Source organism: Enteractinococcus helveticum, from assembly GCF_001657475.1.
Taxonomy (GTDB): domain Bacteria; phylum Actinomycetota; class Actinomycetes; order Actinomycetales; family Micrococcaceae; genus Yaniella; species Yaniella helvetica.
The window spans coordinates 57,044-76,477 of record NZ_LXEY01000014.1 but is presented as its reverse complement, the minus strand read 5'-3'; the positions used below and the strand labels follow the sequence as shown (position 1 = coordinate 76,477).

Annotated in this window: 17 protein-coding genes; 8 read left to right on the top strand and 9 right to left on the bottom strand. The window is 57.9% G+C overall.

Going from position 1 to position 19,434, the window contains the following annotated elements; translation table 11 throughout:
* The first annotated feature begins 146 nt into the window (after positions 1-146).
* From A6F49_RS04655 to A6F49_RS04635, 5 genes are all read left to right on the top strand, one after another.
* A complete protein-coding gene (locus A6F49_RS04655) occupies positions 147-911 on the top strand; it encodes a dihydrofolate reductase family protein (RefSeq protein WP_043057223.1) in 765 nt (254 codons plus the stop codon).
* Positions 904-1,407, top strand: a complete 504-nt coding sequence (locus tag A6F49_RS04650; protein ID WP_043057224.1) for a flavin reductase family protein — start codon at positions 904-906, stop codon at positions 1,405-1,407. Before A6F49_RS04655 ends, A6F49_RS04650 begins: the two co-directional genes overlap by 8 nt.
* Positions 1,408-1,475: 68 nt before the next feature.
* The gene (locus A6F49_RS04645; RefSeq protein ID WP_043057225.1) at positions 1,476-2,231 is read left to right on the top strand and encodes a hypothetical protein; all 756 of its coding nucleotides are present in this window, start codon (positions 1,476-1,478) and stop codon (positions 2,229-2,231) included.
* A 76-nt stretch (positions 2,232-2,307) separates the two neighbouring features.
* Positions 2,308-3,663: an MFS transporter gene (locus A6F49_RS04640; protein ID WP_043057226.1), complete on the top strand. Its 1,356-nt coding sequence runs from the start codon at positions 2,308-2,310 to the stop codon at positions 3,661-3,663.
* Positions 3,664-3,817: 154 nt separating this feature from the next.
* Positions 3,818-5,257, top strand: coding sequence for an MDR family MFS transporter (locus A6F49_RS04635; protein ID WP_043057227.1), 1,440 nt, complete (start codon positions 3,818-3,820; stop codon positions 5,255-5,257).
* On the opposite strand, the gene A6F49_RS04630 is transcribed toward A6F49_RS04635, so the two are convergent.
* From A6F49_RS04630 to A6F49_RS04605, 6 genes are all read right to left on the bottom strand, one after another.
* Entirely contained in the window at positions 5,254-7,239 is a 1,986-nt protein-coding gene (locus A6F49_RS04630; protein WP_067605598.1) for a BCCT family transporter, read from the bottom strand. The two genes, A6F49_RS04635 and A6F49_RS04630, sit on opposite strands and share 4 nt — an antisense overlap.
* A 94-nt stretch (positions 7,240-7,333) precedes the next feature.
* A complete protein-coding gene (locus tag A6F49_RS04625) occupies positions 7,334-8,917 on the bottom strand; it encodes an arylsulfotransferase family protein (protein ID WP_043057228.1) in 1,584 nt (527 codons plus the stop codon).
* Positions 8,918-8,959: 42 nt separating this feature from the next.
* Positions 8,960-9,715, bottom strand: coding sequence for a hypothetical protein (locus A6F49_RS04620; protein WP_043057229.1), 756 nt, complete (start codon positions 9,713-9,715; stop codon positions 8,960-8,962).
* A 60-nt stretch (positions 9,716-9,775) separates the two neighbouring features.
* Complete coding sequence (locus A6F49_RS04615; RefSeq protein ID WP_043057230.1) at positions 9,776-10,234, bottom strand: GNAT family N-acetyltransferase; 459 nt, start codon at positions 10,232-10,234, stop codon at positions 9,776-9,778.
* 58 nt (positions 10,235-10,292) lie between these two features.
* Complete coding sequence (locus A6F49_RS04610; protein ID WP_043057231.1) at positions 10,293-12,389, bottom strand: helix-turn-helix transcriptional regulator; 2,097 nt, start codon at positions 12,387-12,389, stop codon at positions 10,293-10,295.
* 45 nt (positions 12,390-12,434) lie between these two features.
* Positions 12,435-12,836 carry an ATP-binding protein gene (locus A6F49_RS04605; RefSeq protein ID WP_043057232.1) on the bottom strand — a complete coding sequence of 134 codons (402 nt, stop codon included), beginning with the start codon at positions 12,834-12,836 and terminating at the stop codon, positions 12,435-12,437.
* 386 nt (positions 12,837-13,222) lie between these two features.
* Here A6F49_RS04605 and A6F49_RS04600 point away from each other — a divergent pair, with 386 nt between their 5' ends.
* Complete coding sequence (locus A6F49_RS04600; protein WP_043057233.1) at positions 13,223-13,609, top strand: PLDc N-terminal domain-containing protein; 387 nt, start codon at positions 13,223-13,225, stop codon at positions 13,607-13,609.
* Between the two features lie 185 nt (positions 13,610-13,794).
* Here the strand turns inward: A6F49_RS04600 and A6F49_RS18820 are convergent, their stop codons facing one another.
* The gene (locus tag A6F49_RS18820) at positions 13,795-14,061 is read right to left on the bottom strand and encodes an ion channel (protein ID WP_407643828.1); all 267 of its coding nucleotides are present in this window, start codon (positions 14,059-14,061) and stop codon (positions 13,795-13,797) included.
* Between the two features lie 444 nt (positions 14,062-14,505).
* On the bottom strand, positions 14,506-15,870 hold the full coding sequence (locus A6F49_RS04590; RefSeq protein ID WP_043057235.1) for a hypothetical protein: 1,365 nt from the start codon (positions 15,868-15,870) through the stop codon (positions 14,506-14,508).
* Between the two features lie 278 nt (positions 15,871-16,148).
* On the opposite strand from A6F49_RS04590, the gene A6F49_RS04585 reads away from it, so the two are divergent.
* Entirely contained in the window at positions 16,149-17,441 is a 1,293-nt protein-coding gene (locus tag A6F49_RS04585) for an O-acetylhomoserine aminocarboxypropyltransferase/cysteine synthase family protein (protein WP_043057236.1), read from the top strand.
* Positions 17,442-17,450: 9 nt separating this feature from the next.
* Complete coding sequence (locus tag A6F49_RS04580; RefSeq protein WP_043057237.1) at positions 17,451-17,963, top strand: CoA-binding protein; 513 nt, start codon at positions 17,451-17,453, stop codon at positions 17,961-17,963.
* A 114-nt stretch (positions 17,964-18,077) separates the two neighbouring features.
* On the opposite strand, the gene A6F49_RS04575 is transcribed toward A6F49_RS04580, so the two are convergent.
* Entirely contained in the window at positions 18,078-19,397 is a 1,320-nt protein-coding gene (locus tag A6F49_RS04575) for an HNH endonuclease (RefSeq protein ID WP_052504744.1), read from the bottom strand.
* Positions 19,398-19,434: the final 37 nt, after the last annotated feature.

Genomic DNA, 19,434 nt, shown 5'->3' with positions numbered 1-19,434 from the left:
GGGCAGCAGACTTTTGGCCCATACGTGCCCCGTTCGTTTGGTTGTAGAACGAGTCCTTTACCAGACGCTTCGCTTACGTGAGATCAGGATGATTGGGCGTTGGTCAAGCACAGACAGTACCCAGGCCGGATTCGTACACTGGCAGCATGAAAATTCTTTCACCTGGCAACACCTTAGATGACCCAATGGCCACCTATCTGGCGGTGGACCGCAGTGCTCCGCGCCATGAATGCTGGGTCGCTGGACACATGGTCGCGGGCCTGGATGGTACCGCGGCCATTGGCGGCAAGGTCGGCGCGTTATCCACCGACGTCGACCAAGATCTCTTTCGACGGATGCGCCAAATCGCCGATGTCGTGCTGGTCGGAGCAGAGACGGTCCGAAAAGAGGGCTATGGGCTGGTGCGATTATCCGATGAAGCCATGGCCGCACGCCAAGCAGCGGGCAAACCGCCCACTCCCCCGGTGGCGATCGTCAGTGGCAGTCTGGAACTGAATTGGAAACTCAAACTATTTCGCGAAGCACCGGAGCACGCCAAGACAATGATCATCACCGGTGAGTCAGCCGATCCTGCTGCACTGGCTGAAGCACAACAGCACGCCGAGATCATCTTTGCCGGCAAAGATCGTGTTGAGCCCGACGCCGCACTGCAGGCTTTTGCCCAACGCGGCTATCAGGTCGTGTTGTGTGAAGGTGGGCCGACCCTATTAGGCGAGCTCGTGGCCGCCGATCGGCTCGATGAGCTATTATTATCGATCGCCCCGGTCATGGGTGGCGATAATCTGCCGGTCAGTCTCAGGCCCGACGGCGCGGGCATCAGCCGGTTTCAACTCCAACACGTCATGGGCGAAGATCACACCCTGTTCTTGCGCTACGAAGCCCTCCGAGACGAGGATCCCAACCATGAGTAATCCCTTTGCCACCCTGATGAGCTCAGAAAACACGTCGTTGATCGTCGTCACGACCGCGGCAGAAAACGTTCGTGCCGGGTGCCTGGTGAGCTATCACACCCAGGCCAGCATGAAGCCCCAGCACTACAACATCTGGTTGTCCAAGGCCAACCACACCTATAAGATCGGGCTGCTGGCCAACCGGTTCGCCGTGCATTTCCTCGCCCAAGATGACCTCGCATGGGCCGAACACTTTGCGACCATATCCGGCCAACACACCGACAAATTCGCCGGGCTCGAAGTCGAGATGCGCCACGAGGTGCCATTGCTTACGGCGCTGCCAAATCGCATGATCGTGGAACAAATTTCCATGCTGGACGACGGCGGCGACCACGTCTGCGTCACCGCCCGCGTCATCGAGGCCGAAACCTCCGGGCACTTCACCCCGTTACGGCTCAGCGACATTGGCAACCTGCGCCCAGCCCACGACACCTCCGAGCGCATCATCGAACCATAAACCCCTGACACAGCCGGGCCCGGTTCGCACTGTCAGCTTCACCTGCGCGCAGTGTTTAGACTGAAGACATGACGATCTCTGGTTCCTTTCTGCTTCGTGCCACCGCAATCGGCCTGACCGCCGGTCTACTATTGGCCGGTTGTTCCTCCGATGACGCCGAATCCCCCAACGGCGGGGGTGGCCAATCGGATCTGGATGTCCCTGAAGCACCCGCAGAAACCCCACAAGAAACCGCACTCGCGGAGACCTTGGAAACCGATTTTGATGTCACCCAGGTCATGACCATGGAAGAACAGTGGCCGGATATTTACGCGATGGCTTCTGCATTATCTGGCACCGAGGACCCAGACCTCTGTCAGCAAGCCGGTGCCGCACAATATACCCTCCTGCTGGATGCCCAGCCCGCCAGTGTGCGCGCGACCTTTGAGACAGACGCCAATTTGGATGAGCACTCCAGCGGAGAAACCGTCACCATGTTTTACGCCAACGACGACGCCAGCTCAGCACAACTCCACGAAGCGTACGAACACACTGACACCTCGTGCGTTGAAGAATACGAAAACGCGATCGCACACGACGTCACCTCCGCAGAAGCTGGCGGCCGCCCAGTTGAGGTCCACACCTGGCAGGTCGTGGCGTCCAATCAGCTCACTGGGCGCATGATCGACGTCGTCTCCAATGACATCTTCCTGCGCTACGCGGCAGCCTATCCCCCGCAGGTTATTGCCGATGAACTCGAAGACGACGCCGAGCAGCAATTCAACGACGCCGCCACCCAACGAGCGCTGGAGATCTTTACGGCCGCCGTCGCGCCCGCAGAATAAGACTATTGCGCGCATTCTCAAGTATTCGTAACGCACACCATCTGCGGGCTATGCTCCGGCGGATTACGATGAAGGTGTGAGCCAAACCCAATACGTGCCATCCGGCAGCGAAGTCGTTCAGTCTCTTCCGTGGAAATGGAATGTCCAGGGCCGCATTTTTATTATCGGCGGCCTGGGTTTCATGTTCGATGCCTGGGATGTTTCCCTCAATGGGGTCCTCATCCCATTGTTATCCGAAGAATGGAACCTAGCACCTGGCCAAGCAGCCTGGATTGGGACGGCCAACTTGCTGGGCATGGCCCTGGGCGCCTTCGTATGGGCGACCATCGCCGACCGCATCGGTCGCAAAGCCGCATTTTCGGCGACCATCGCCGTGTTCGCGGCCTTCACGATCGCCGGAGTCTTTGCGCCCAACCTGGTGGTCTTTGCCATCCTGCGATTTCTGGCCGGCTTCGGATTAGGTGGAGCGATCCCGGTCGATTATGCCCTGGTGGGGGAATTTACCCCGCGCAAACACCGCGGCCGAGTACTCACCGCCATGGACGCCTGGTGGCCGGTCGGTGCCGCGCTGGCCGGGTTCGTCTCCGCGTGGCTTGTGACCATCTGGGCCGACTGGCGTCCACCACTACTGGTCATGGTCTTACCGGCCATCCTGCTGATCTTTGTGCGCCTGTGGATCCCCGAATCGCCCATGTTCCTGATCCGAACGAACCAACACGATAAGGCGCGCGAGGTCATCGATGGACTCGTCAAGGCCACCGGTGCCCAACCCGTGGCCTACCGACTCGACACAATGCAAGACATTCCCAAAATGTCGGCCGGCGCCGTCATCGACCAACTCCGACGCGTCTGGTCGTTTTCCTGGCGCACAACCCTGGCCATCTGGCTATTGTTTTTGACCGTCATGTTCGTCTATTACGTCTCCCTGCAGTGGCTGCCAACCTTCCTCATGGACGCCGGTTTTGCCCAAACTCAGGCATTTCTGACCACCGGTGGCATGGCCGCCATCGGCCTGGTGGGTGCACTGATCGCCACCGTGCTGGTTGAGACCACCGGCCGCAAACCCCTGCTATCCGTCGCGGCAGTCACCGGCTCCATTCTGTTGGTCATCGTCGCGGCATTCCTTCACGTCCCGGCTGCTGTGCTCCCGCTGGTGCTGGTCTACGGGCTGATCATCCAGATCGCCATCCCGGTCATGTACGCCTACGCCTCGGAGCTCTACCCCACAAGCCTGCGGTCCTCGGGCTTCGGCTGGGCATCGGCGGTATCGCGCATCTCAGCGGGCATCGGGCCGCTGATCTTCGTCACCCACCTCGTCCCGGCCTTCGGACTGACCGGGGCATTTACCTTCGCAGCGGCCACGGTGGTGCTGGCCGTCGTCGCCATGTTCATCCTGGCACCCGAGACCACGGGCAAAGATTTGCAGGATTAGCGGTTTTCGTGTTGGATCAAGGGGTGAACTTTCGTCAGGCTCCCTGACGAGGCCTGCACAACTTCTGGCAGGGTTCACCGCCTTCAATGTACTCACCACACCCGGTGGGTACCTTTTTGTCATTTCTTACACCTGCTGAAAGGTCAGTGCGGTCATGTCCCAACCCACGACGCAACCCGCTAGCCCGTTTCGCGTGATCGCTATCCTGTCGGTCGCCGCGTTCGTGGTCATCCTCAACGAAACCATCATGTCGGTGGCACTGCCCCGGCTCATGGTTGAGTTCAACATCACCGAAGCCACCGTCCAATGGGTCACCACCGCGTTTATGCTCACCATGGCCGTGATCATTCCCACCACCGGCTGGATCCTGACCCGGTTCAGGATCCGCAGCGTCTACCTGGCCGCGATGGCCATTTTTACCATCGGCACCGTTGTGGCAGCCATGGCACCGGTCTTCTTGCTCTTGGTGGTCGGTCGTGTCATCCAGGCCATCGGCACAGCCATCATGATGCCACTGCTGATGACCACCGTGTTAAACCTGGTGCCGTTTGAAAAGCGCGGCCGCGTGATGGGAATCGTCGGCATGGTCATCTCAGCCGCACCGGCCCTGGGCCCAACCGTGGGTGGCATCATTTTGGAACAGCTCGACTGGCGCTGGATGTTCTGGACCGTGCTGCCCATCGCCGTCCTCACCCTGGTAATCGGCGGGGCGCTGATGCGCAACATCACCGAAACCCGAGCCATGCAACTGGATATCCTCTCGGTCATCTTGTCCGCCGTCGGTTTCTCTGGCCTGATCTATGGGCTGAGCTCACTGGGTGAAGCCGCCCGCGGGGTGGCGTTCATTCCGGCCTGGATCCCACTGGTCATCGGTGGCACCTGCCTGATCATCTTCGTGTTGCGCCAGCTGACCCTGGGCCAGAACGCGTTTCTCAACATCCGCGTCTTCGCCGTGCCAACCTACGCATTTGCCATCATGCTGACCATCATTTCCTCAATGGCCATGTTCGGCACGTTTATTGTGCTGCCCATTTACATCCAACAGGTCCTGGGCTTTGACGCCCAGGTTGCCGGCATGGTTATGCTGCCCTCGGGCGTGCTGATGGGTGTGCTGGGTATCTTTGTGGGACGCATGTTCGACGCCGTCGGCGCCCGCCCACTGCTGATCCCCGGTTCGCTGATTGCAGCGACCGGCCTGTGGGGCATGGTGACTCTGCATACACAAAGTCCCCTGTGGTCGGTGATTTTGTGGAATATTCTGATGGCAGTAGGCATCGGAATGATGATGGGACCGTTAATGACGTCGGCGCTGTCCGCGCTGCCGGGCGGGCTGTATCAGCATGGTTCGGCGATCTTTTCCACGCTGCAGCAGGTAGCCGCAGCCGGTGGTACTGCCCTGTACATTACCGTCATGTCGGTGGCCGCGGTGGTCGGCGCGGGCCAGGGTGAAGACCCACTGGACGCGCAGATGACCGGCATGCACAACGCCCTGATCTGGGGTGCAGTGCTGATGCTCATTCCGGTCATCGGAGCCATCTTCTTCCGCCCGAAGCCCCACGCCGAGCAACCCGAAACTGTTGCCGTGGCTGACTAGTCGTCGTCGGCGGCTCCACGATGCTTGCCTTCTGATGGTGTAGAGCCGGGGCGTTCGTCCTTGACCTTGCGGAGATCGCGCATGCGCATGCCGGTATTGCCACGACGACGCGGCCCGGTGGTCGCAGAGATCCGGTAGTCAATGGGTTCGCCGTCGGGGCCGCGACGGCTGGCATGGGCCAGCTCCTCATTCAGCTGGTAGACGTCGCCGACGTGTTCAGAGAACAATTTCATACGACGTTCCAGTTGGGCTTGGGTTGCCAGGGCCGAGTCGAGTCGCAGCCCGCGATACACCGCGATCGCCATGAACACCATGATGATCGAAAACGGTAACGCGGTGGCCAGGGAGGCGGCTTGCAGGCCTTCAAGTCCACCGGCGAGCAGCAGACCGATCGCAATGGCACCTTCTAATACCGAGAACAAGATGCGCGACCATGTCGGCGGATTCGGGTGGCCACCGGCGGTGAGCATGTTTTGGACTAGGGATCCGGAGTCGGATGAGGTGATGAAGAACAGCACCACCAGGACAATCCCGATGATCGAAAATACGGTCCCCAGGGGCAGGTCTTGGAGCACGGCGAATAGCGATCCTTCAGGTGAGACTTCGCCGTCGGTGACCAGATCCCCTTCGCCGAAGAGTTGGCGGTAAATACCGGAACCACCCAGCACCCCGAACCACAGCATGCCGACCAGGGTGGGGACCAGCATGACGCCGATAATGAATTCTCGGATGGTCCGACCGCGCGATACCCGGGCGATAAAGATACCAACGAAGGGTGCCCAGGCGATCCACCAGCCCCAGTAGAACAGGGTCCAGGTCGAGTACCAGGCCCTGCCTTCCGGTCCGGCGTAGGCGCCGATGTCAAACGACATTTCAAAGAAGTTCGCCAGCCACACGCCCAGTGATTCAATGAAATTCTCGACCAGAAACAGGGTGGGGCCCAGCAGTAGTGCGGAGATGGTCAGCACCCCGGCCAACGACAGGTTGATTGACGAGATCCATTTCATCCCCTTGCCGACACCGGACACCACCGAAGCAGTTGCAATGAACGTGATGGCGATGATCAGGATGATCAACAGCGTATTGTCGGCTTGATCCACAACACCCAGGTGTTGCAGACCCGTGGCGATCTGTTGCACACCCAACCCCAGGGAGGTGGCAACACCGGCCATGGTGCCGAAAATCGCTAACACATCGACGACGTCGCCCATCCAACCTTTGACGCGTTTGGCGCCGATCAAGGGTTCAAATACCCAGCGGATCGACACGGGCCGACCACGGCGGTGGATCGTATAGGCCACCCCGAGTCCTAGTACCCCGTAGACCGCCCAGGGGTGTAAGCCCCAGTGTAAAAACGTTTGGGCCATACCCATTTGGGCGAGCTCTTCGGGGGTGCCCTCCCAGCCGGGTTTGGGGTCCACGGTTGCATAGGTGAGCGGTTCGCCAACGCCGTAGAAGATCAGCCCGATGCCCATACCTGTGGCAAAGAGCATCGAGAACCAAGCACCGCGGGAGAATTCTGGTTGATCATCGGGATCGCCGAGTTTGATCCTGCCGTATTTGGATAACGCCACGAACAGGCAGAAGATAATAAACCCGAACATGATCAGAATGTAGTACCAGCCCAGGGTGTCCACGATCCAGGATTGGGCACCCAGCAGGGCCCTGCCCGAGGCATCCGGAAAGACGATGGAAATGGTGGCGGTGAGTGCTAACACGATGATCGCCGGGTAAAACACGCGCGGAGTAATCAGGCCGCGTTTCAACCGCACGCCTTGACGCAGCAGTTTCAGGGTGGTGGTGTCATCGGAGTCCAGGTTGCGGATCTGGATGTCCCGCGGCAGCACATCGGAACGGTCTTGGGCCTTGAGGTCTTGGACTTCCTCATCGACCTCTGGATCAGTTTTTACCGCGGGTTGCTCTACATCTTCGGGCGGTAGGTCCGGGTCGGTGGATTTGCGGTCATCTGTGTTATCCGACATGCGCTGCTATCCTTTCCACGTGGTTCTGCAGGTGGTCAGTCTACCCATCCTAGGGAATCCATTGTCACAAAGAAATCTACTGGTCAGCCCAGCATCACGGGGTTGGTGTGCCGGTGCCTAACACCTCGCCTTCGGCATCCAGTGCCTCAACAGCAAGGTAATCGGTTGAAGTTTCAAGCGGGATGGCCGTTTCGAATCCCGTCTTCCCGACGACGGCGGCCTGGGTCGCGCTCTGAGCATTTTGCCCGGTCACAAGGCGCCATTGGGTCACCTCGGTGGCACCGTTCCACGAAACGTACACATGGTCTTCGCCCTGGGTACTTTGTTGTACAACTACGGCCGGATTTGTGGTCGGATGACCCTCCCAGGTGCCCTTATACGCACGATAGCTGCCACCGCCGCCCCCGGTGCCGTCATGGCAGGCATCGCCGTGACAAAATTCGTAGATCAGTTCGCCGTCCCGGGTAAATTCAGAAAAGTAGGGTTGTTGGCCCCAGCCGATGAACATATTGCCGTTGTCTAATGGCTGGGTGTTGGCCATGGAACCGGCCGGGCGCTCATCCCGGGGGAGATATTCGGTGACCACACTGGCCGTCATAGCGTCTTCATCAACGTCTAGGCGTAGCCCGCGAGAGGACTGATCGCCATCGGCATTGCGAGCGTGGTTATCGAAGAGCGTGATCGTGCCATCGTCATCTCGGGCCGCGGTATGTTGCCAGGCGAATACGGCGTCGTCGTCCAGGTCAAAATCGCTCGAGGTCCCACCCAGGATCCATTGGACGTCACCGGAATTGCGGTCGATTTTATATACCGCATTCGTGTGCCGGGCTGACGTCAGGATGGCGCCGTCGTCATCCAGTGTGGCCGAGTTGATGTGGAAGTAGTCAAAGGCATTATCGAATGTGCCGAGTTCGGGCTGGTCTTCTTCCGCATCGGCTGCAGCTTCTACTTCAAAATCTAACAATCCATCGGTGAGCGGAATATGGTCCAGTGCGCTCCATTCAAAGACCACCTCGCCGGTGTCAATGTCGACTTCCTGGATGACGCCGTCGTGCACCCACCCGTCCTCGGGGCCGCCGAACTCGGAGAGGTCGGCGGGTTTTCGGTGGTAGGCCAGGATCAACATGGTCTGGTCGTCGGTGATCACGGCGTCGTGGAAATCAGTCTCGTGCGGGGGTATCGAGCCGCCGGTCGTGACCGCATCGAAGACCTGATAGGTGTCATCCATGAGGAAGATGTCGCCGTAGCCATACCCGATGTCGGCTGGCCCCTTGAAGTAGGTCAGGATGGTTTGGTTTTGGTATTGCTGGGGGCGCAGATCAAAGTGGCCGTGGTCGTTGATGTGGCGTTTGGACGGGTCCATCCACACGAGCTCGCCGCGAGCATCGACGATCATCGCCGCGCTAGCGGGGGTTGCGGTGTCGTAGTCGACCGTGAGAAAGAAGTATTCGTCAGATTCCGCGTACTGTTGGGTCCAGGCCGGACCCTGGGAGAATTCAAATTCCGGAGGTTGCAGATCGGGCCGGGAGACGAAATTCTGGTGCGGAATCGGAGGGTCCGTGGACTCGACCTCGGCATCAGCACTGCCGCAGGCGGCCAAAACCAAGCCCAGCACGGCGGACCCGCTCAGTACCGCAAGTCGAGGTCGTGGGGATCGGGGGCGCACCTGGATATCCATAACTTCTGGTGTACACGATCTACCCGGTGCGAGCAATGGCCACTAGGCCGACCAGTGCTGATATCCGATCAGATCCGGCAGCGGACTCAGCGTGATCCCTAGCTCGGTGTCGGTGGCATCGATCTTCCAGTCGCCTTGCGCCCAGACCATATTCAGTAACACCGAGGTCCGGGAGGTTTCGGAGCCATCAAATGAGGTGACCGCCATATCGATCTGCGCGGTCTGGCCGTCATAGTTAACCAGGCGGAAGCCACCCAGCGCGGTGTCGGCTTCCGAAAACACCGTGGTGAACAGCTCTTGGGCTTCCGCGCGGTGTGCCTCGGCGTGCTCGCCGGCAAACAGCTGCAGGTCGCCTTCCCAAGAGGCCGGGTTGGTCAGCTGGCCGGTGTAGGCCGAGGCGGCAAACAACATGCCGCGCGGTGAGTGTTCAAAACAGCTAAATTCACCCTCGGAACCATCATCCCCCGGACCATATTCTTGCGAGGTGGGCAGCCAGACTCCGCGGTATTCGACCCATTGTGCATCCGGAGTATCGGCGATCGACCCCTCCAGCGCCACCCCGCCCAGCCCACATACCGAGTCGGTCGGGACATCGCTGTAGGTGGCCGGTTGGCCGAATTCGTTGTCGTTGCTGAGCGTAGAAAAAATAAACGTGATGACGACGGCGGTTGCGGCCACCGCGATCCCAATAATGGTCAGCACGCCCTTGCCCGTCGTCCAGAAGTTGGATTCATGAAGCTGTGGCGGGTTTTGGGAACTGGAGGGCTGCCGTTGGGGTTTGGACTCTGGCGTCGTCATGACTATCGAGTCTAACTGGCGCCGCTGGGTAGGCCCTAAGTGCTCCCCCGTCAGCTGATGTCACAGTTCGCGCAGATATAACAGCATCTGCGTGCCGGTGTCGGGTTCCAGGTTGGAAAAGCTGTGGCGCTCATAGAATCGGCGGGCATCCGTGTCGACGGCGTCTACACCGATATGCATTTCGCAGCAGCCGCGGGCCAGGGCGTCGTCGAGTGCGAATTGCAGCAAACGGGTGCCGATTCCGGCATCGCGCAGCGCCGGGCGGACATAGAGTTCCTCTAGATAGGCCAGTGGACCGTCGCAATATGGGGTCGGCCGGAAGGTGAGCATCGCAAAGCCAGCGGGTTCCTCGGCAGACTCGGCCAACAGCACCAGCACATCGTCGCGGCCCAACAGGTGACGAAACCGCTGCGCGAAGTCCTGGACAGTTGGGGTCTCGGCGTCGAATTCGGTGTTGAAATCCCACAGTAGCTGTGCCACGATTTCGGCGTGGTCAACTGTTGCGACAAAGGTCGTCATGATCGGACACTACCACGCGATACTCGCGCATTGACAGAGAAGCAAGAAACCACAGGCCTCACAGCAGACCATAGTGGCGCGCTTTAGCAACCGCTTCGCTACGCCCGGTGGCGTCGAGTTTCTGATAAATATTGCGCAAATGTGATTTCACCGTGTTCACACTCAGTGTCTTCTGATACGCGATTTCGCTGACACTTTGATACAGCGGTAGTTCATGAAGAATTTCGTGTTCACGTGCGGTCAGCAGGTCCTTTGGCGCTCCTTGAGATGCTGACACCGGGTAAAGCTCTGTGACGCGTTGGCGAATCTGGACGGCAAAATCTTCGAGCGGCCCCAATCTTCCAGCTCGAGAGGCAAGCATCTTTGCCCCCGCAGCTTCAAACGCCGCAAAAGGTTGGATTACTTGCACGCGGTGGGCATCCCGCAAGCTATTGAGCAACCGAGCTGTTGCCTCATCGTGTCTTCCTTGGCTCTCAGCTGCGCGGGCCAGCAAAAGCCAGGCGGCAACCGAGGCGCCCGCGTGCCAGGCTGTCATCGAGGAATTCGTGTGCCACGAACTGCCTTTTGGATCAATTGCCGCGATCAACTCGGATTCCGCGGGGTCACCAGCTCGATTGGAACGTCTGAGAAGAAAACGTATGGTCTTTGATTCCACACACTCAGGCCCAAGGGCAACAGCAAACCTCTCGGCCATCTCTGTGGCCCGCTGCCGACCATCAAGCCGAAGCGCTACATCGACCATCCGCAGCGCAACTATTGAAAACAGCTGCGGACTGTACATGGCATGTGCGCCCGCCAGTCGGTCCAGTGTTTCCAACGCGGGACGCGGATTGTCAACCGAGTCGAGCTCAGGGAAATTGAGCAGCGCTGCGGCCAGGACATCCAGCCCAAACATGGGACCGTCTGCGTCATCGGCGATAATCCGCTCAAGGCTATCGGCCGGTAGGGGCTCACCGAGGCGAAATGACCGTTTAGCAATCATAATGGCAGCTATGGCATTGACACGGTCTCCGACACGTTGAGTGTAGCGGCTCGTGACGGCATCAAGTTCTTCCTCGCACGCTGCCGCTATATGCCAATCACCCGTCTGGTTGGCTATATCAATGGCCAATTGGGTCGCCAAAAGATATAACCATGTATATCCGGCACGTTTTGTAGTAATGCGCACATCACGCAGCATCTTCTGGGCTTTCTGAGTCTCGCCCAGCTGACTCATGCCCCATGCCTCGGCAGTGCTGATGAGGGCATCCAATGCCAGCTCTCTCCGACGCAGGATGGTGATGTTAAAACCTCGAAGGCGAGTGAGCCGATCATTCAGCGGAACCCGCGAATCTTTCTGAAAGCACTGCAATGCCAGCACGGCAGCCAACCATTTGTTGTTTGTCAGCCGAATGGGGCGTGCCTCAGTCAACGCTTGATCGAACAGGTGGGAGACCTGCATCGTGTCGACGAAATCTGGGAGTTCAAGAAGAAGGTGCGTCACAATGACCATAAGGTGAGGCGTTTCAGAAGGCAGGCGTTCTACTGCCTGCAGCACCGGACTACTATTGCCCCGCAGGATGAGTTCAAGTCCAAAACGGTCAACCGCTGAAGTTATAACCTTTGGTTGCTGTGAAAGTGCGGCTTCGGCCAGTGCTTGTTCCGCTTCGCCACGTTGATAGTGCCATTGAGCAGCGATCGCGTGGGCCCGCAATAATGTGTTGGTGTCATGCAGCTCAGCGTTGGACTGAAGATAATTGAGCAGCACGGGATGAAAGTAGTAGTAGCCCCGCCGGGAAGTGACAAAGGAAATCCGCTGCGAGATCTGGTCCAAAATTTCGCACGCGGTCGGATTTTCTGTCAGTGCCACCGCTAGTGCACGTGGTACGTGGTGTCGTATGGCCGTCTTCGTCAGCACTGTGGCCTCTTTGGTGCTCAACGAATCCAGCACTTCGTGTTCTAATAACTTGGCGGTAGTCGTCTGCTCGTCGTTGATATGCAAGTCTGTCGCATCAACATCGTTGGTGGCGCGCAATTGCTGCATCGCCGTGACGATCGCAGCTGCCCAGCCGCCGGTCTCGTCTAAGAGTCGCTGATTAGCCGTTTCGTCGAGGGCAAGCCCGTACTTCTCACCGAGTCTGATCGTTTCAGTTTCGTCAAATGCAAGGTCGGCCATGTGCAATCCAGTCACATCCCCGAGAGCCTGCAGCAAGGAATGGCTTCATGGTGGTTGATACCGTCCAGAGAGCACCAGACCAACATTGGCAGGCAGTCCGTGCATGATTGACAGCGGGCTGTGTCGGCTTGTGTCTGTGGTTATTCGGTGAGCATCTTGCACGATACAAATGCTTTGCCGTGATGCTTCATCACCAGAGTTGGCTCGGTGGATTTGGTCTGCCAATGCTGCGGAGCCGTTGAACAATGCCTGACCGTCAACCACGAGAACGTCCACGTTGCGTGATGCTGCATCATGCGCCCATTGCCGAAGTAAGGTGCTTTTCCCAGATCCTGCCGCCGCCCAGATGGTGACGACTCGGCTTTCTCCGGTGATTAAACGTTCCAGAGGATAGGCGAGTCGAGGGCGATTAATGATGTGGCGAGATAGGCCTGACAAAGACTTCATCGAGAGGTCCCTTATGCGTTGAGTTCGACCCTGAGAAGATCGTATCGATCGAGTAATCCATTCACTTTCATAGTCATAAGGCCCCTACAGGATTGTGCAGGTACGAAAAATCTAGAATGGTGAGGGTGCTGACAGTGGCCAGCCCCGGACTTTTATTGGTCTTCAGAGGTACTTCATTTTACACCCGCAACAAGGTTAAAGTACCTGTGAACGTTGACGAGCAGCACAGAACTCGAAGCGATCAGGCGATCCCAGGCTAGGACCAGACAAGCGCTGGGTCTGGCGTGATATCACCCGTTCTGGGGGTGGAATCCTATTCCGAAGTCCAATACAAAGTAAATAGCCGAGGAATTCTCCGAGGCCATGATCCCAAAGGAGATGTGGCCATGATTGTTATAGATACCGTGTGGGAAGTTTTCTGGTGGTGTTTTTTCGTCTATCTGATCATCGCCTTCCTTTTTGCGCTCTTCACGGTGATTCGCGATCTCTTTCGCGACCATGAGTTGAATGGCTGGGCGAAGGCAGGATGGCTTGTCTTGCTGATCTTTGTACCCATCATCACGCTTCTTATCTACGTAATTGTCCGCGGAGAAGGAATGCATGAAAGAAGCGAGCATGCCCGGTTAGCAGCAAAGGACGCAATAGACCAATACATCCGCCACGTTGCAGGCGCTAGTCCGGCTGACGAAATTGAGAAAGCTAAAGCGTTACTGCTTGCTGGCTCAATCACCGAATCCGAGTACCAGAGCTTGAAAGCCAAAGCGATGGCTTAACAGGTCGCCGGCTCGCTCGTGAGTTCTTGCATGATCTCATGAGCGAGCCGCCAACTATGTTTGCACCGCTACGATATTCAACGTGACGTCGCGCTTTGAACAGGCGACCATCAGCTGCAGGGAACCACATCTGCCAGCTTTGATACCTCAGGAGTTTGCCCGAGACCAACGGTTATATAGTCTGCCTATTGAGTCGGGTTCCGTAGCGCGTGGCTCCACCCTGATGCAACATGGGCTACTGCGATAATCAGAAAAAGCTGTCCCGTGATGGCTTCACCAATTGCGATGCTCTGGACACCCGCACCGGCGGGGATCATATTCCCGTACCCAATGGTCGTCAACGTAGTAAACGAGAAGAACACTATATTCGTCAGGTGATCCGGCTGGCCCCCTGCAAAAATCGGCTCTGGGGTCCAAAGCGCGAGCGCGTGATAGAAATATGTGAAAAACATTCCGATAAAGAGATACGTACAGACCACCGCAAACAACGTTTGTTGATCGGTTTTTTGTCGGCGAAGCTCCGTCGAAAGTATGACAACTGGGGCTACCAGATAGGCAAGGGTCACTGCGATAGCCAGCACAACATCAAGGGTCTGACTCACCAAACCGCTGATCAGCACAGCGATACTCAAGACCATGCTGCTACCAAGAACCCACCAGGAGACCCGCTGAATAGATCGTCGTAACCGAACGGTGTGAAACACTATTGCCACGGTGACCAATTGGATGAGCAATACGATGGCTCGAAGGTTGTCCGTGTCTTGAAAAGCGGTGACCCAATATGAGCCTGCAATGAAAACAAGCACCAGCGGATAACCCGACAGCCACCGCAGCCCACCACGTTTCCGTTTTGGAGGGGTAGCGCGAGTCCGTTCTGTGTTATCCGATCCCACGTATCAGCTCAGCTCCTTCTCCGCCAGCCCCCGATCCTCGATGACTGGCGGACGTTGTAAGACTTGCAAGATAACAATGAGCAAGAGCGCGATCACTGCGGTGCTCAAGATGACACCGAGTGTCAGCGGGCGAAAGACGAGAATAATCGTTGCGCCACCCAGTGCGATCAGTACGTAGAGTGGAACACGCATTCTGTATAGCCATTCTCCGACTGAGCCCGTCGTTAAGTGATGTTCCTCCCCCATGCTTCGGATAGCCGTTGCCGCCGATGCCCCAGCGGCTCGTAAGCGGCGCGGGACCCGAAACGGCCCCGTAAGCCACGCCACAATCGCGACTACCACAGCTAATACAACCAGGGCGATAGTAGTTTGGTTGATCGTTTCGACAGTGGTCTCATACAGCGCATTTGCGGTGTCGGCAGGCATCATCGACAGCGCACTGACCGTCAGTGGTCTACCGATAGCTATGAGTGCAAGCAGCAACAGCGCTGTGAGCGCCACAGCAATCGCCGCCCAGATCAGTGCGCGCATACGTCGACGTGCTACCACCACACCTGCGGTAAGAGAGACTAGCGCGACCCACGGCAACCACACACCCAGCACTGTGGTCAGCGCATAGACCGTCTGCGCGGTGGGTGCTGCTTCAGAACTGGCAATGACGATCGTCCGGTCCACTTCGGGGATGCGTTCTGCAATACCAATGCCCCGGTCAATCAAAGCAGTTTTAACTTCTGCCACGATTGGGCCGAGTTCAATGCCAATCGTTCCGTCTGACTCAATATTAATGACAGCGTTTGGATCGCCCTGCATTGTGGCAATCATTTGCACATGGCCACGGCGCACTACGCGCTCAAAAATATCCGAGAACTGTTGGGATCCAACAAGTCGTTCTACTGTGCTGGTCACCAGCGATTCAATCGCCTGAGCAGCAGGACCCTTGAGGGCTAAGAGTGCCGACTCTGCCTGTGGTCTCAGATCCAGTTCTGCTATCCCGTCAAAAAGCTCTGTCGTGAGTTCAGATGCATCCAGATTCTCGTTGACTACCGCCGTGACCTGATCGGCTATATACGCTTGCACCGCAGGGTCATCAGCTAGCGGGGCAAAAGTCTCCACAAAATAATCTGTATCAGTCAGTTGACGCTCGGCCCAGGCGCTGACAAGTGCCATGGGTGCCAATAATGCGCCGATGATGATCAAAATAGTAGACAGCAGGGTCCATCCCCAGCTGTCACGCTTCCAATGGGCTGCGTCGACGTCATCGGGAGGTGGCGTGCTTGGGTCTGATTCCACACGCGCCCGAAGGTGGGCATTCTCAGCCTGCAGTTGCTCAATAACCTCGCGCAGTCGCTGGTCGTTTGATGTAGACATGGCAGGCCCGCTTTCTTAAGGCTTCTCCATTAGAAAACCATCTCACGATTCACCAGACATCGTTCGAAGAGGGTGATTTTGGACCGGTTGGGAAAATCGACTTCCACTGACCTTGTAGCACTGCCCTGCAGCTGCAACCCAAGGACGTCCCGGACCGCGGGTATGCTGTCAGAGGATGAATTGTAGCTCGAAGTAATATCAGCATGGCCTTGGCCACAGATTTAGGACAATAGGCACAGACCATAGTCTCATGCTGAGAATTCAACGAAAAGGATGCCATGGCAGATCACAAATTTGGGTTTCGTACGCGTGCCCTCCACGCCGGTGCCGTGCCGGATGCGGTGCACGGTTCACGTGCGGTGCCGATTTATCAGACGACGTCGTTCGTCTTCGAATCCCAGCAGGATGCCGCCGACCTGTTTGCACTGCAAAAATACGGCAGCATTTACTCGCGGATCTCCAACCCCACCGTGGCAGCTTTTGAAGAGCGCATCGCATCGCTAGAAGGTGGCATCGGTGCGGTGGCCACCGCTTCGGGTCAGGCCGCGGAATTCGTGACCTTTGCCGCCCTAGCCGGTTCCGGCGACCACATTCTGGCGTCGTCGAAACTCTACGGTGGTACCGTCACTCAGTTGGATGTGTCGCTGCGCCGCTTTGGCATTGACACCACGTTTGTAGACTCGACCGAGGTTGAGGCATTTGCTGCGGCAATCCAGCCGAATACCAAGGCGATTTACACCGAGATCGTGGCCAACCCATCCAGCGTGATCATGGACCTGAAGGGTCTGGGCGAATTGGCCGCCGAACACGGCATTCCGCTGATTGTCGACTCGACGCTGACGCCACCGTACCTGATCCGTCCGTTAGAACACGGTGCCGATATTGTCATTCACTCGGCCACCAAATTCTTAGGCGGCCACGGCACCACCTTGGGCGGCGTCGTCATTGAATCCGGAAAATTCCCCTGGGATAACGGAAACTTCCCACTGATGACCGAACCGGTCCCGTCGTATAACAATCTTTCCTGGTATGGCAACTTCGGTGAGTTTGGTTTCCTGACCAAGTTGCGCAACGAACAGTTGCGCGACTTTGGTCCGTCCCTGCCAGCGCAGTCGGCATTCCAACTGATGATTGGTGTGGAAACTCTGCCACAGCGCATGGATGAACACCTGGCCAACGCGATGAAGGTCGCCAAATGGTTGGATGAAGACGACCGGATCGCTTACGTGAATTACGCCGGCTTGGAAGACAACCCATACTACGAACGCGGTAAGGAATTGCTGCCGCTGGGTGTGGGTTCGGTATTCAGCTTTGGTGTGAAAGGGGGTCGTAAGGCTACCGCTGACTTCATGTCTAACCTACAGTTGGCATCACACCTGGCCAATATTGGGGACGCCAAGACCCTGATGTTGCACCCGGGTTCGACCACCCACCAGCAACTGTCTGCTGAGCAGCTGGTTGCCGCTGGTATTCCAGATGATCTGGTGCGCATTTCGGTGGGGATCGAAGATGTCGACGACATCATTTGGGACCTCGACCAGGCGTTGACTGCAACCATGAAAAACGCCTAAGGAGTATCGATGACTGTAGTAACTGAACGCAAATGGGTCGGACCGGGCGCCGTTGAGCGCCTGAAGATCCTTCAAGACACCAAGACCATCGCTATTGTGGGCGCCTCCGATAAGCTCGAGCGCGCCTCGTATTTCGTGGCGACTTACCTGCTGTCGTCCTCGACCTACGATGTCTATTTCGTCAACCCGATCCTGGCGGGCAAGAGTGGCACCATTCTGGGTCATCCGGTCTACGCGTCGCTGGCCGATATCCCGGTGGAGATCGATATGGTCGATGTGTTCCGTCGTCCAGACGATACTCCAGAGATTGCAAAAGAGGCCGCCGAGATTGGTGCCAAATACTTCTGGCTACAGTTGGGCATCTGGTCCGATGAAGCTGCTGAAGTTGCCGAAGACCTTGGTCTGCAGGTTGTGATGGATCGCTGCGTGAAAATTGAGCACGCTCGCTTCCACGGTGGACTAAACCTGGCCGGTTTCAATACCGGCGAGATTTCTTCGAAGCGCCAGCGCATCGACGCCTAACAAACACATTTTTTGTACCGGCCGTTGGGATCCTTTGGATTTCAACGGCCGGTACTTTTGTATGTTTATTTCCACAGTGGCTCCGCTCGCCAGATCGGCGAGGGCAGGTTGAGATCAGGCCGCGGTGGCCCAGGCGATGTCGATTGCGCCGAGTGGGGGTGGGTCGCTGTTCCAGTGTTTGATCTCGGCCAGGGGTGGTCGGGTGTCCACGGTGTAGGCGTGTCCGGTTGGGGTGGTGACGGTGAGTTCATCGCAGGTGCCGGTGTAAGACCAACCGCGGCGCTCTTTGCGCTGATTACAGCGTCGACAGAGCCCGGTGGCATTGGTCCAACCGGTCGCCCCTCCGTCAGCCCAACGGATGCGATGATCAGACTCTTGGAACGGGCTATTACACCAGGGGGTGGCACAGGTATCTTCACGAATTTTCAGCATCTTGGCCAGCCCGTCGGGGAAGCGGCGGGCTCGGGAGTCCATGGCCACCAGCTGCCCATCGGTGGGCCGGGTGTAGAGCCGGCGGAAGAATGTTGCGGCGTGGGGATCAGCTAGCCAGTCTTTGACCGTGCCGGCTGGCAGGGGGCCGTGTCCCAGTAGCCAGGCGGGTAGATTATCGTCGCCGAGGAATGTGGTGTCGTGCATGACCACGACAACTTCGGCTCTGACTCCATCGGCGGTGGTTTGCCCGGTGAGCAGTTCGACGAAGAGATCGGTCATGACCTGATCCCGGGTCAACGGCTGGCCATCTTCGTCGAGGGCCGCACCCGCGGAGATGCGTTTGTCCGTGAGTTGTTTGATCGTGTCCATGATTGCTAGGCCTTGGTGGGTGGGCAGTTCAGCGGTGACATACACCTGCCCATCGCCGGCCGGATCCAGACAGACCCGGCGCCGGGCTTTATGCTGCTCGGCCCGGGCTTCGGCGGCCTCCCGGTCTAACCGGTAGGCGTGGCCTTGAATGAGTCGACGCAACTGGGTGGTGGAGGCCTGACCCAACCGGTGGGCGATGGCCGCATCAATCTCGCGGCGGTGGGCTTCGGCAAGATGGCTGGTTTGTTCGGCGACCACCCGGGCGTGGTATTCACTGACCCGGCCCGCGTTGAGTGCCGCGAACGTCTGGGGTAACACGGTGGTCAATGCCGTGGCCGTAGAGGTCAGGGCCGCCCCCACATACGGGGATTCCCCGCGGGCCAACCCCACTTCTGCTTCAATGCCTTTGAGGCGATCGGAGGTCGGGACCCGCACGGCGGCCTCATCAGCTTCGCGGTAGTCCACAAACCTGGACGTGGTCTGGGCTTTATCGCCGGCCAGCATCCTGGTGGCTTGCTCCACCAACTGGAGCCGATCAATACAAGACTCCTGGGAATCAGGATCCGGCAACGAACCTAGCAGCGCCATCGTCCGCTGCACCGCGTTTCCTGCTGCCACATCCTGTGTATCCATATCCCCACCCTAGTCAGAGGGTAGGACACGATAAGGA